The organism is Kitasatospora sp. NPDC059088 (assembly GCF_042738155.1).
Classification (GTDB): Bacteria; Actinomycetota; Actinomycetes; order Streptomycetales; family Streptomycetaceae; genus Kitasatospora.
Map to the genome: position 1 here is coordinate 63,465 of NZ_JBHYGR010000034.1, position 12,234 is coordinate 75,698.

11 protein-coding genes are annotated in these 12,234 nt (G+C 73.0%); 4 read left to right on the forward strand and 7 right to left on the reverse strand.

What is annotated here, in order from left to right; translation table 11 throughout:
• Positions 1-147: 147 nt before the first annotated feature.
• From ACFWXO_RS17730 to ACFWXO_RS17745, 4 genes are all read left to right on the forward strand, one after another.
• Complete coding sequence (locus ACFWXO_RS17730; protein ID WP_380524808.1) at positions 148-945, forward strand: hypothetical protein; 798 nt, start codon at positions 148-150, stop codon at positions 943-945.
• 81 nt (positions 946-1,026) lie between these two features.
• Entirely contained in the window at positions 1,027-1,872 is an 846-nt protein-coding gene (locus ACFWXO_RS17735; protein ID WP_380524809.1) for a DegV family protein, read from the forward strand.
• 158 nt (positions 1,873-2,030) lie between these two features.
• On the forward strand, positions 2,031-2,957 hold the full coding sequence (locus tag ACFWXO_RS17740; protein WP_380524810.1) for a helix-hairpin-helix domain-containing protein: 927 nt from the start codon (positions 2,031-2,033) through the stop codon (positions 2,955-2,957).
• An 85-nt stretch (positions 2,958-3,042) separates the two neighbouring features.
• On the forward strand, positions 3,043-5,640 hold the full coding sequence (locus ACFWXO_RS17745) for a ComEC/Rec2 family competence protein (protein WP_380524811.1): 2,598 nt from the start codon (positions 3,043-3,045) through the stop codon (positions 5,638-5,640).
• Between the two features lie 334 nt (positions 5,641-5,974).
• Here the strand turns inward: ACFWXO_RS17745 and ACFWXO_RS17750 are convergent, their stop codons facing one another.
• From ACFWXO_RS17750 to ACFWXO_RS17780, 7 genes are all read right to left on the reverse strand, one after another.
• Complete coding sequence (locus ACFWXO_RS17750; protein ID WP_380524812.1) at positions 5,975-6,832, reverse strand: glutamate ligase domain-containing protein; 858 nt, start codon at positions 6,830-6,832, stop codon at positions 5,975-5,977.
• A 27-nt stretch (positions 6,833-6,859) separates the two neighbouring features.
• Entirely contained in the window at positions 6,860-7,939 is a 1,080-nt protein-coding gene (locus ACFWXO_RS17755) for an ATP-grasp domain-containing protein (RefSeq protein ID WP_380524813.1), read from the reverse strand.
• Entirely contained in the window at positions 7,936-8,742 is an 807-nt protein-coding gene (dapF, locus tag ACFWXO_RS17760) for a diaminopimelate epimerase (protein WP_380524814.1), read from the reverse strand. The genes ACFWXO_RS17755 and dapF overlap by 4 nt, the downstream gene beginning before the upstream one ends.
• A gap of 143 nt (positions 8,743-8,885) precedes the next feature.
• On the reverse strand, positions 8,886-9,335 hold the full coding sequence (locus tag ACFWXO_RS17765) for an ATP-binding protein (RefSeq protein WP_380524816.1): 450 nt from the start codon (positions 9,333-9,335) through the stop codon (positions 8,886-8,888).
• A gap of 31 nt (positions 9,336-9,366) precedes the next feature.
• Positions 9,367-9,873: a hypothetical protein gene (locus ACFWXO_RS17770; protein WP_380524817.1), complete on the reverse strand. Its 507-nt coding sequence runs from the start codon at positions 9,871-9,873 to the stop codon at positions 9,367-9,369.
• Between the two features lie 183 nt (positions 9,874-10,056).
• Positions 10,057-11,265, reverse strand: a complete 1,209-nt coding sequence (locus tag ACFWXO_RS17775; protein WP_380524818.1) for a helix-turn-helix domain-containing protein — start codon at positions 11,263-11,265, stop codon at positions 10,057-10,059.
• A 79-nt stretch (positions 11,266-11,344) separates the two neighbouring features.
• Entirely contained in the window at positions 11,345-12,001 is a 657-nt protein-coding gene (locus ACFWXO_RS17780; RefSeq protein ID WP_380524819.1) for an HAD-IA family hydrolase, read from the reverse strand.
• Positions 12,002-12,234 lie beyond the last annotated feature (233 nt).

The window sequence follows — 12,234 nt, forward strand, 5'->3', positions numbered from 1 at the left end:
GGAGATCCCGGATCTGTCCCTGATCTCCGTCCGCCGGCCCGTTCCGGGCCTTCCGGGCCCGGGTGCGGCGGCTACGGTGGAACCCACGGCAGTGCGGCCCGCGTTGGGCCCGGTGGGGGCCGAAACGGCGGCGGAAGGTGACGCGCGATGGACGTGTTCGGCGTGATGATCGGCTTGGTCCTGCTCTTCGGGGTCGCGACGCTCGTCCTGGCCGTGGTCGGCACGGTCAAGGCGGCCAAGGCCGTTGCCGCGAAGGTCGAGAGGCACGAGGCCAACGCCCGGCGCGCCGTCGAGACCGCCACCCTCAAGGCGAAGAAGTACACCAAGGTCGGCCCGCCCGCGCAGATCGCCACCGTCCGCCTCCAGCTGCGGACCTCGCTGGACGGCACCCGACAGGTGCTGGAGGGCGGGCTGGAGCAGGACGGCCAGCTCGGCGAGTCGCTCGCGCTGCTCACCCGGCTCGACGCGCACGCGGCCGAGCTGGACGGCGAGCTGCGGGTGCTGGAACGCGAGCCGGACACCACGCGGATCGCGGCCAAGCTGCCGGAACTGCGCGAGCGCGCGGAGCGGATCACCCACGCCGCGGAGACCATGCGGTGGGCGGCCCAGGACCGGATGCACCGGTTCGCGGACGACGAGCTGAGCCGGCTGAGCCAGGAGTGCGAGAGCGAGGCGGGGGCGCTGCGGCACTGGGACACGGCGGGGGGCGGTGCTGCCGGCTCGGGTGCTGGTGCTGGTGCTGGTGCTGGTGCCGGTGCGGGGGCTGGAGCTGGGGCTGGGGCAGGCGGGGGTGCCGGTGCCGGTGCGGCTCGGGCCGGGCTGACGGACGGCAGGGGGCGGCCCAACGCCGAGGACCTCCTCGGGCTGGCCGACCCGCTGGCGAAGCTGGCGCAGCGGCTGCGGAAGCCGTCGGCGGGGCCCTCCACGGGGCCGTCCGCGAGCTGATTCCCGCGCGCGGCCGGGCCCGCTCAGGAGCGCGCGGACAGCTGCTGTCATCCCGGACGAACGGGGAGTAACCTCCGCCTCATGCCCTCCGACCTCGCACTTGTCACCGATTCCACGGCCTACCTGCCGCAGGCGGCGCTCGACCGGCACGGGATCACGGTGGTACCGCTGAGCGTCGCGGTCGGTGACGAGGTCCGCTGCGAGGGCGTCGAGATCTCACCGAAGGACGTCGCCGAGGCGCTGCGCGGCAAGCATCGGGTGACCACCTCACGGCCCAACCCGGAGACCTTCGCCGCCACCTACCGGGCGGCCGCCGAGGCCGGGGCGCGGGGAATCGTGTCGGTGCACATCTCCGGCGAACTGTCCGGCACGGTCGAGGCCGCCCGGCTGGCCGCCGCCGAGGCGCCGGTGCCCGTGCGGGTGGTCGACAGCCGACTGGTCGGAATGGCCCTCGGGTACGGCGTGCTGGCGGCGGCCGAGGCGATCGAGGCCGGCCTGGGCCTCGCGGAGGCGGCCGGGGCGGCGACCGATCGGGCGGCCGGGACCAGCGGCTTCTTCTACGTGGACACCCTGGAGCACCTGCGCCGGGGCGGGCGGATCGGGGCGGCGCGGGCGCTGCTCGGTTCGGCGCTGGCGGTCAAGCCGTTGCTGCACCTGGACGGGGGGCGGATCGAGCCGCTGGAGAAGGTGCGGACGGCGTCGCGGGCGATCGCCCGACTGGAGGAGATCGCGGTCGAGCGCTCGGGGGAGGGCGAGGTGGACATCACCGTCCACCACCTGGCCGCCGAGGAGCGGGCCGAGCAGCTCGCGGAGCGGCTGCGGGCGCGGGTGCCGGGGTTGCGGGAGCTGTACGTGGGCGAGGTCGGGGCGGTGATCGGCGCGCACGTCGGGCCGGGGCTGCTGGCGGTGGTGGTCGCGCCGCGCTGAGGCGGGGGGTTGGGGCGGGCGGCTCAGGGCGGCTCGGGTCAACTGCGTGATGGTGTGGCCACTCGTGTGAGTGACACTTTTTATCCACAACCCCCGGGTTTTCCACAGGCTTTCGGAAATTTCCACGGGTTTCGCGAGGTGCTCCTAGCGTCCTCGCCATGACGACCTTGGGCCTGGGCGCGGCGAAGCGCCAAGCGATCGACGAGACGGTACGGCTGCGGATGGCGGCGCTGTTGCCGACAGAGGACGAGCCGGTGGTCAGCGAGCCGTCGGGCCGTGAGCCGACTGCCGGCCAGCCGCCGGAGGGCGGTCCGGTGGCGGCCGTACCGCCTGCCGCAGTGCCGCCGGGGGCCGGCCCGCCCGAGCCGGTGCACCTCCCCGATCCGCCCGGCGGCGGGGCGCGGCTGCGGTTCGCCTCGGCGCTGGCGCTCGACCGGCGGGCGGTGGCCGGGCTGGCCGTCCTGCTCCTCTTCGCGGTGGGCTACGCCGTGCAGCACTTCTGGCTGGCCCGACCGGAGGCGGTCGCCGTTCCGGCACTGGCGGCCGCGTCGGCGCCGCCGGAGCCGGGCCCGCCCGCCACCGACGGCCCGCCCGGCAGCGGGGCCGGGCCACCCACGGGCCCCGCGGGCCCGGGCGCCGAGCCCGCCGTCGTCATCGACGTCGGCGGCCGGGTCCACCTGCCCGGTCTGCACACCCTGCCCGGGGGATCGCGGGTGGCCGACGCGCTGCGGGCGGCTGGCGGTCCGCTGCCGGAGACGGACACCCGGAGCCTCAACCTGGCCCGCGTCCTGACGGACGGTGAGCAGATCACGGTCGGTGAGCAGGCGCTCGTTCCCGTACCCGTCCCCGCTCCCGGAGGCGCCGGCGGACTGCCCGGTGCCGGTACGCCCCGGCCACCCGTCAGTCTCAACCGCGCCACCCTCGAACAGCTCGACGCCCTCCCGGGCGTCGGCCCGACCCTCGCCCAGCGCATCCTCGCCTACCGCGCCTCGCACGGTTCGTTCCGCTCGGTCGACCAGCTCCGGCAGGTCAGCGGCATCGGTGCCCGCACCTTCGCCGAACTCCGTCCGCTCCTCACCCTCTGACGTCCCCCTGTTCCCGTCCCTCTGTTCCCGTCCCACTTCCGGCCCCGTTGCGGGCCCCTCGCCGATGCCGAAAGGAGGTACCGCCGTGACCGCCACCACCGCGCCGCTCCCGCGCACCCGCTCCTCGGGCGCCGACTTCCGACTGCTGCTGCCGGCCGTCTCGGCCTGGCTGGTCACAGCGGTGCTCCTGCCCGTGGAACCGGGGTCCGAGCCGCTGATCCTGCTGTCGGCGGGTGCCGCCGTGCTCGCGGCCGTCCTGCTGCTCGCCCGGCCGGGCCTGCTGCCCCGGCGCGGGACGGCAGTGGCGTTGGCGGCCGTCCTGCTCACCGGTGCGGCGGCCGCGATCGCGACCCCGTTGCACACCGCCGACCTGCACCGGGGCCCGCTGCCGGAGCTCGCCCGTGCGGCCGAGCACGCGCCGCCGCGCGCCCCGGGCACGCCCGCCACGGCGGTCGAGGTGGAGCTGACCGTCGCGGGGGACCCCAAGGTCCACACCTCCCGGGGCGGCACCACCGGTGGGCAGAGCCTCCTCACCGTCGAGGCCGTGGCCGACCGCGCGACCGTTCTCCCGGACGGACGGGCCACCCGGACACACACCCCGGTGACGGTCATGGTCCGCGGGCCGGAGAGCGACTCCTGGCTGCGGCTGCTGCCGTCCGAGCGGCTGGCCGTCGAGGCCGAGGTGCGGCCGGCGGGAGCGGGCTACGACACCGAGTCCGCGGCACTGCTGCTCGTCCACGGCCCGCCCCGGCAGCTCGCACCGCCGAGCCTGCCGCAGCGGATCGCCGGGCGGCTGCGCGAAGGCCTGCGCACGGCCAGCGACGGGCTCCCGCCGGACGCGCGCGGGCTGCTCCCCGGGCTGGTCGTCGGCGACACCTCGCGACTGCCCGACGACCTGGTGGACGCCTTCCGGGCCACCGACCTGGTGCACCTGGTGGCCGTCAGCGGGGCCAACCTGGCGATCGTCCTCGGCGTACTGCTGGGCGCACCGGCGCAGGCCGGCACGGCGGAACGGCGCGGACTGGCCGCGCTGTCGGGGCTGTCGCTGCGCACCAGTGCCCTGGCCGGTACGGCGCTGACCCTGGCCTTCGTGACGGTCTGCCGACCCGAACCCAGCGTGCTGCGGGCGGCGGGCACGGGACTGATCGGCATGCTGGCCCTGGCCACCGGCCGCCCCCGCCAGGCCGTACCGGCGCTCGCCGGGTCCGTCCTGGTCCTGGTGCTGCTGGACCCGTACCTGGCGCGCTCCTTCGGCTTCCTGCTCTCGGTGCTCGCCACCGCCGGGCTGCTCGTCCTCGGGCCGCACTGGGCCGAGTCCCTGCGGGCCCGGCGGTGGCCGCACCACCTGGCGGGTGCGCTGGCGGCCACGGCGGCGGCGCAGGCACTGTGCGCACCGGTGACGGTGGTGCTGTCCGGGCACATCAGCCTGGTCGCGGTGCCGTGCAACCTGCTGGCCGAACTGGCGGTGGCGCCGGCGACGCTGCTCGGCTTCGGGGTGCTCGCGCTGCAACCGTTCTTCCCGTCCCTGGCCCGGCTGCTGGCCGAGCCGGCCGGGGTGCCGGCCGGCTGGCTGGCCTTCGTCGGTCGGCGCGGGGCCGAGCTGCCCGGTGGGCAACTGTCGTGGCCCGGAGGCTGGTTCGGGGTGGCGACGGTCGCCCTGGCGACCCTGGCGGCCTGCTGGGTGGCGCCGCTGCTGCTGCCCCGCCGAGTGGAGTCCGGCCGTCCGGCGGGTGCCCGTCGTCGTTGGGCCCGGGCCGTGGTGACCGGCGTTCTGCTGGTGGTGCTGCTGGGCGTGCTGCTGCGCCCGCCGCAGCTGGCCCGGATCGCCACGGGCTGGCCGCCGCCGGGGTGGCGGCTGGTGATGTGCGACGTCGGGCAGGGAGACATGTTGGCCCTGTCGACCGGTGCGCCGGACAGCGCGGTGGTGATCGACACCGGGCCGGATCCGGACGCCGCTGACCGCTGCCTGCGGGAGCTCGGCATCACGACCGTGCCGCTCCTGCTCCTGACGCACTTCCACGCGGACCACGTCGAAGGCGTGCCGGGGGTGTTGCGGGGGCGCCAGGTGGGCGCGGTGGAGGGCACGGTGCTGGACGACCCACCGGGAGAGGCGGCCCGGGTGACGGCCTGGGCGGCGGGCGCAGGCGTACCGCTGTTGCGTGCGGGGCGTGGTGAACGGCGTTCGGCCGGTGCGGAGTTGTCCTGGGACGTGGTGTCGCCCGCTCCAGGGGCGGCCGTCGAAGCGCCGGGAGCGAACAACGCGAGCGTGGCACTGCTCGTCTCCTCGGCCGGCGGTCTGCGGATGGCACTGCTGGGTGACCTCGAACCGCCCGCCCAGTCGGCCCTGTTGGGGCGCCTCGGGAGAGTGGACGTGTTGAAGGTCGCGCACCACGGCTCGGCCCACCAGGACTGGGACCTGACCGGTGCCCTGCGGCCCCGGCTTGCCCTGATCTCCTGCGGCGAGGGCAACCCGTACGGGCATCCGTCGCCCCGTACCGTCGACCGCTTGCGTGCGTCGGGTGCCACTGTGCTGCGCACCGACCGGGCGGGGGACATCGCCGTGACCGGCGACTCCCCGTCCACCCTCGCCGTCGCCGTCCACCCCCAGCCCGCCCACGGCACCCGCGCCGGGCACACCGCCCCGGGGCACTCCACCCGTGGGCCCCGCGCCCCGCCCGAGTGACCCCGCTCTCCTTCTTCCCTCCACGAGGTGGGGTGGGCAGGGGGTAGGGGTGGGGGAGGTGGAGGGTGGGAGGGGGGCGGGGGCGGGGGCCCCGGGGAAAGGGATTGCGGCGGGGGGGGGGGGGGGGGGGGGGGGCGCCCGCCGGGGGCGGGGGGGGGGCCGCGGCGGGGGACCACGAGTGGGCGTGGCGGGCAGGCCCGGAGCGCGCCGCTGGAGAAGGCCCGAGCCGTCTGCGGATACCAGGCAGGGGAGGCGCCGGAGACACCGGGGTTGTGTGGGGTCGAGGCGGCCCGGATGCAGTTGACCTGCCAGGGCTTTCAGAGGCCTGACGCGGTCACCAGCCGGTGACCTTCTGGCCGAGAAGCTGCTGGCACACCTGCCACAGCATCGCGGAGCGGGAGGCTTTGACCAGCACCTTGTCACCGGGCCGTACGATGCTCTCAAGGTAGGCGGCTGCGGTCTCGGCGTCGGCGACCAGGGCCACGTCGGTGCCGTGCGCGGCGGCGGCGAGGGCAAGCTGCTTGGGCAGGTCACCGCCGACCGCGATCAGCAGGTCGATTCCTTGTTCGGCGACGTACCGGCCGATCTCGCGGTGTGCGGAGACGGAGTCCTCCCCGAGCTCGCCCATCTCGCCGAGAACGGCGATCGTGCGTCCGGCCGCCGGGAGGGGCGGGAAGGTGATGGCGCGGCCGGTGTAGGACTTGGCGAGGCGGCTCAGTGGTACGCGGTCGTTGTCCTGGCCCCACGCCGAGGGATCCCGGAAGTGGATGACCTGGTCGTCGCCGCTCTCGAAGCCGTGGGCGACGACCAGGTGTCCTCCGCGGCGGCCGTCGGTGGGGAACTGCTCGGTCACGGAGATGATCAGCGGTGCCTTCGCCAGCTGGTCGGTCAGCTCTTCGGCCGCCACCGGCTCGGCCTGACCGGCGATGTCGAAGTCGATGGCGATCTTGGCGATCCCCGCGTGCAGCCAGCCTCGGTCGGTCAGGGCGTCGCGCTTGACGCCGATCTTGATGAGCTCGGTGAGAGTGGGGGGCTCCTTGCCGTAGGCGAGCAGGATCATGCGGAGGGCCGCCATGCCGCAGGCTCGGTTCGACCAGGTGAGCCGGTCCCCGAGCTCCATGCCGCCCTGCTGTTCCCACTCCTCAACGGGGACGAGCTGACGGCACATCGGGACCTCGTGGACATGCAGCATGGCGGCGACCTTCCGAAGCGTTATCGTTCAGACGGTGGCGTCCAGTTGGGCCGGGACGGCACCGATACTCGGGACGGGCAGAGGCACATCGTAGGTCGGCCGGGCGAGGGCCTGGTGGAGCATCGCGCGAACGACGTCCTCATGGGTCAGGCCGCACATCGACGCTCCGGCGGCGAAGTTGCTGTCCCGCGACATGCCGGGGGTGGTGTTCACCTCGAGGGCGAACACCTCGCCGTCGGCGGTGACCATGAAGTCGACCCGGGCGCCCCCCTGGCAGCCGAGACCTTCCCACAGGGTCCTGGCGTGCCTGGTGAGCGTGCGCAGGACGGACGGCGGCAGGTCCGCCAGCGTCACGGACACGCCGCCGCGGCCGTCGGCGTCGAGCTTCGTGTCGGCGTCGTAGAAATCGGCCTGCTGGACCTCGGTGGCCAGCGGCGGGAACGCCAGGACGCCGCCGGGAAGTTCCAGCAGTCCTACGGTCACTGGTGTCCCGGAGATGTAATGCTCGACCAGGACCGGCGAGGGGTCGGTGCGGGTCGCTTCTTCGAGTGCGGCGGTGAGCTCTTCGGTGGTGCGGACCAGGCTCATTCCGACGCTCGATCCGCCCATGGTCGGCTTGACCATCATGGGCAGCCCGCCGCAGGTCACAGCGCTGCCGCCGGTCCACACCTGCCACGGCGGAGTCGGCACGCCGAGCCCCTTCATGTACCTCTTGCAGAGGATCTTGTCGGCGGCGATGGCGGACGCCGCAACACCGTTGCCACAGTACGGCCTGCGCAGCCAGTCCAGCAGTCCCTGGAGCCGGCCGTCCTCGCCGAAGGGCCCGTGCAGGTTGGACAGGACGATGTCGACGCCGAGCAGCTCTGACACGAACCCGGGCTCGCACGGGTCCAGGACGCGGAATGCGGTACCGATCGTGTCCAGGGACTCGGAGAGCGCGGTCACGGACATCTGCTCGACGGGGCTCCTGGAGAGGTACAGGCGGTCCTCGGCGGAGACGCCGCCGTAGACCAGGCCCACGTTGGTGCCGCGGTACTTGCGCTCCCGTACGGCTTGGATCTCCTTGCTCAGCGCGGCGGTGTCATGCCAGTCGATGGTGATGGTCACGAGATGACTCCTTCGTAGGCGAGGGTGACGGGGCCGGCGACCCAGTACGACTTGGCCGGTCGATCGGCGTGCGGGGCGACGGTGAGGGGGGTTCCGGCGCGGTTGTGGACGGCGACGGGGCCCGCGGTGACCAGGCCACGGCGTCCCGCGATGACGACGGCGGCGACAGCCCCGCTTCCGCAGGAGAGCGTCTCGGCCTCGACACCGCGCTCATAGGTGCGGATCTTGAGGGTTTGCCGGTCGATGCTCTCCACGAAGTTGACGTTCGCGCCGAGCGGGGCGAGCTTTGGGTGGTGGCGCATCAGACGTCCGCAGGCCTCGGCGTCGAGGCCGTCCACGTCGTTTACGACGGCAACCACGTGTTCGGTGCCGGTGTGAGCGGAGTCGAACCAGAAGGGGCGGCCGCCCCACACGGACTCGACCACCCGCATGTCGACGGCGCCGACTTCGGCGGTGATCGCCACAGCCTCACGGGTGACGGTCGCCTCGTGCTCGACCCCGGCCATGACGAGGGTCATCGTGTCGAAGCCGAAGTCCTCGGCCGCAGCCCAGGCCGAGCACCGCAGCGCGTTGCCGCACATCGTTGCGATCGACCCGTCGGCGTTGAAGCACGAGACCTCCAGGACCGGAGGGGCGCTGCTGATCAGCGTGCTGACCACCAGACCGTCGGCGCCGATACCGGTTCGGCGCGCGCACAGCCTCACCGCGATGTCGTGCCAGTCGCGGCCGGTGTCCTGGTCGGCGCCGTTGAGCAGCACGAAGTCGTTTCCGGCTCCGTGGATCTTCCGGAAGGGAGTGCTCAAAGGGGTCCTCCTCACGTGGGTATCGGGATGCAGGGCGCTGTGGTGGGAGCGCGCCGTGAAGGAGGTGCCGGCCGCCGCTCGGGGGAGGCTTTCGGCCGGCACCGGATCCGCCCGGGACGCCGGGCGGAGTCCGAGGGGTGCCGTCAGGCCAACTCGCTGGGTACCCCGAGGTCGGCGTGGATGACTTTGCCGTGCGGCCACAGTCGGACGCCCCACTTGGCCTTCGTGAGGTGGTGTACCAGGGCCAGTCCTCGTCCGGATTCGTGGGAGGGACCGGCTTCGATCCGCACGGGCGGCGACGCGGAGCCGTCGGAGACCAGCAGGCGCACGACTCCGGCGGTGGGTCGGCGGACGGCGACGATCATGTACGTCCGGCAGCCGGTCTTCGCCGCGTTGCTCACCAGCTCGGAGATGATCAGCTCGGCGTCGTCGATCAGGGCCTCCAAGCCCCACTCGATGAGCTTGGCGTTGACCATGAGGCGGGCTGCGCGGGCGGACCGGAAGGCGTACGGCAGCCGCATGGTGGCCGGTGCAGGACGGGTTGCCGAGGGCGCTCCCTCGGCTTCCCGGGGCCGTTCGAGGGTGGTGTTCATCGTTGCTCCCGGGCGGCTGTCACCGTACGGGTCAGCATCCGGAGGTCCTCGGGTCGGTACCTCGTCCTGCTGCACGGCGGGGAATGAACAGGCCCGCGGCCGAGGACGCGAGGTCACGCCGCCGCCAGTGGTCGCCCGGGGAGCGGCGCTCCGGCACGGTTCCGGCCGGGGTGCCCGGGTGCGTGGCAGTGGTGAGAAAGGCGCCGCGCTCGAGCAGGACGGTGGCGAGCCGGTCGAAGGCGGCCAACTGTCGGCCGGGGCTGTTCAGAGGGTCGTCATGGATCATGTCGCGGGTCCAGGTGACGACCCCGCAGGCCCTGTTCTCCGACAGGGCGTCGGTGATGGCCTGCCAGCCGGGTCGCTCGGCGAGGGGCTGCGTGGGGTTGCTGTCCACGGCGAGCACGGCCACGGTCCACCGGCGGGCCCTGGCGAAGACGCGGACGTGGGCGGCGATGAGATCGGCGGCGGGTTCGTCGCCGGAGCAGATGTAGATGGCGACGGGGGCGCGGCCGACGGGTCGGGGGTGGTCGCTGGTCATGGCGACCACTGTCACCGACCATTCACCGTCGGTGAATACATGGGTCGTGGTAGCCGGAGAACTCGCACACGGCCGACTACCACGTTCAGTGGTACCCGCGGCGGTTGTTACGGCTGGGCGTTACGGGGCGTGGTAGCTGCGTATACCAGCAGGTCGCGGACACCATGGTCCGACATGGAGGGCTTATCTGATCACCAGTGGAACACCGGCGGCCTGCGCAACGCTCGTCGCCATCGCCACAGACACGTCGGCGATCCGGTCCGTGATCACTCCGGGGAGTGCCTGGTGCCGGACCCATGTCGGGGCGATCCGGCACGCTGCCTTCAGCGCTGCGGCCGCTGCCTCCCACTGCCGTGTCTCGGTCCGCGTCAGGGCGATGTCCAGGTGAAACCTGGCGCGGGTGGACAGCGGCATGCCGGGATCGAGATGAGTCGTCTCGATCAGCCTGAGCGCTCCGGCGGTGTCACCCAGGGCCGTCGCCACCGACATGGCCTGCGTGGCGGCGTAGGACGGGCCGAACGGCTGGCCCTGGCCGCCCCGGGCGTGCTCGCGGCCGATCCGGGCCGCGACGGCGTGGGCCTGGCTCAGGTAGTCGCGGGCGGTGTCCGCGCTCGCGCCGCCCCGGGACGCGGCGACGGCCGCGTTCGTGACCAGTTGCCCGTACACGCTGAGCCGGTCCGGGTCGCTGTCGGACATGCGGGGCTCGACCTTGGCGGCGGACTGCTCGGCGACGTGGACGCCCTTGGCAGTGTGGCCATCGCGCAGGCAGATCCACGACAGCGAGGCCATCAGGTGGGCCGCGCGGAGGCCGTCACCCACCTGGTCGGCGACGTTTCGGCCGTGGGTGATCGCGGTGTACCCGAGGTCGCGGGCGCCGAGGATATTGGCCATGACGGCAGCAGTCTGGAAGGCATCGGCGAGGACTCCACCGGCGGCTTCGCGTCGATCCGGTGTGGTGGCGTCGTAGAGCGCCCGTGCCTCCGGCAGCAGGAGGGACAGGATCGCGCCGAGCTCGACGTAGCGTCCGCTCCAGAACGCGGCGTCAGCGCGCCGTGCCGCGTCTCGCAGGTCTTCCAGACTGCCGGGCTCCACGTCGGTGCCGATGCCGAGTCCGGTGTCGTGGACGGCAGCTGATACTGCGCGTAGGGCCGAGCGTTCCTCCAGGGCCATGCCTCGGCGCGGGGATTGCTGTCCGAGGATCACTGAGACGTCGGTGCCGAGACCGACAGCGACCTTCATCAGCGAAGGGAGCGAGAGGTTGCCCCCCTGTTCGAGCTTTCGGATCGTGCCCAGGGAGACCCCGGACTTCTCGGCCAGGTCTTCCTGTGTGACCTCCCGGCCTCGCAGGATCTTGACTCGTTCCGCCGTGGTGCGTTCTGCCCAGAGGGTCACAGGCTGACTCCGTCTCAGGTGATGGCCTTCCCGGGGCGGTACCTCCGTAGTGTGCGGGTATGACCGTACAGCGGGAGGCTCAGACGCAGGCCCCGATGCCGAGCAGGGATGCGATCCGGGCGACGGTCTCTGGCCGGCCGTCGGCGAGCACCGTCGTGATACCGAGCGCTTCGGCCGGCGGCAGGTTCACCGGGTGATCGTCGACGAACACGCACACCTCGCCTGACAGGCCCATCCGCTCCAGCGCCAGCCGGTAGATCGCCGGGTCTGGTTTCGCGATGCCCTCCAGCTCGGACACCACGGTCACGTCGAACAACTCCCAGACGCCACAGGCGGCGTACGGGTCGAAGGGGTCCAGTCCGAAGCTGTTGGACAGCAGGGCGACCACGTAGCCGGCCTCACGCGCCGCCTTGGCAAGGGTGACCATGTCGGCCGCGGCCCGGACCCCGGCCCACGCCCGGCCCATCAGGTTCTCGTGGTCGGCCAGACCGAGATACGGCGCGACCTGCCGGTTCCAGTCCGCCTGGCTGAGAGCGCCACGTTCCAGGTCAACGTACAGCTGCCGAACCACCGGATGGGTGTTCAGCGTGCGGCGCCATGCCTCGGCGTCAAGTCCCTGACTGACGCACCACTCGCGGTGGACGGCGAGAGCATCCGTGGTCAGAACACCGGCGAAGTCGAGGATCAAGCCGCGGTATGCGGACGGGGGACTGACGGGTGCTACTGGTTGCGCCATGATGAGTTCCCTTCGGGGTTCGTCGCCGTACCGCGAAGGTACCCGCGGAGAGGGCGGGTCCCACCGGTCGGCCCCGCCGTGGTGGACGGCGGGGCCGAACTGCGAGGCCTCACCGCAAGTAAGCACACTGCATGGACCTGCCCTCTTGCTTGGCACGGGCTGTGCCTCCACGACGTGGGGTGGGCGGGGGCCCCGGGGAAAGGGATGGCGGCGCGCTCCGGGCAGGCCCGGAG

What these genes read in the sequence shown, in the direction of transcription:
- ACFWXO_RS17735 (WP_380524809.1), top strand. Translation starts at nt 1,027, where the DNA reads ATGCCCTCCGACCTCGCACTTGTCACCGATTCCACGGCCTACCTGCCG.
- ACFWXO_RS17730 (WP_380524808.1), top strand. Translation starts at nt 148, where the DNA reads ATGGACGTGTTCGGCGTGATGATCGGCTTGGTCCTGCTCTTCGGGGTC.
- ACFWXO_RS17740 (WP_380524810.1), top strand. Translation starts at nt 2,031, where the DNA reads ATGACGACCTTGGGCCTGGGCGCGGCGAAGCGCCAAGCGATCGACGAG.
- ACFWXO_RS17765 (WP_380524816.1), bottom strand. Translation starts at nt 9,335, where the DNA reads ATGAACACCACCCTCGAACGGCCCCGGGAAGCCGAGGGAGCGCCCTCG.
- ACFWXO_RS17770 (WP_380524817.1), bottom strand. Translation starts at nt 9,873, where the DNA reads ATGACCAGCGACCACCCCCGACCCGTCGGCCGCGCCCCCGTCGCCATC.
- ACFWXO_RS17750 (WP_380524812.1), bottom strand. Translation starts at nt 6,832, where the DNA reads ATGCTGCATGTCCACGAGGTCCCGATGTGCCGTCAGCTCGTCCCCGTT.
- ACFWXO_RS17780 (WP_380524819.1), bottom strand. Translation starts at nt 12,001, where the DNA reads ATGGCGCAACCAGTAGCACCCGTCAGTCCCCCGTCCGCATACCGCGGC.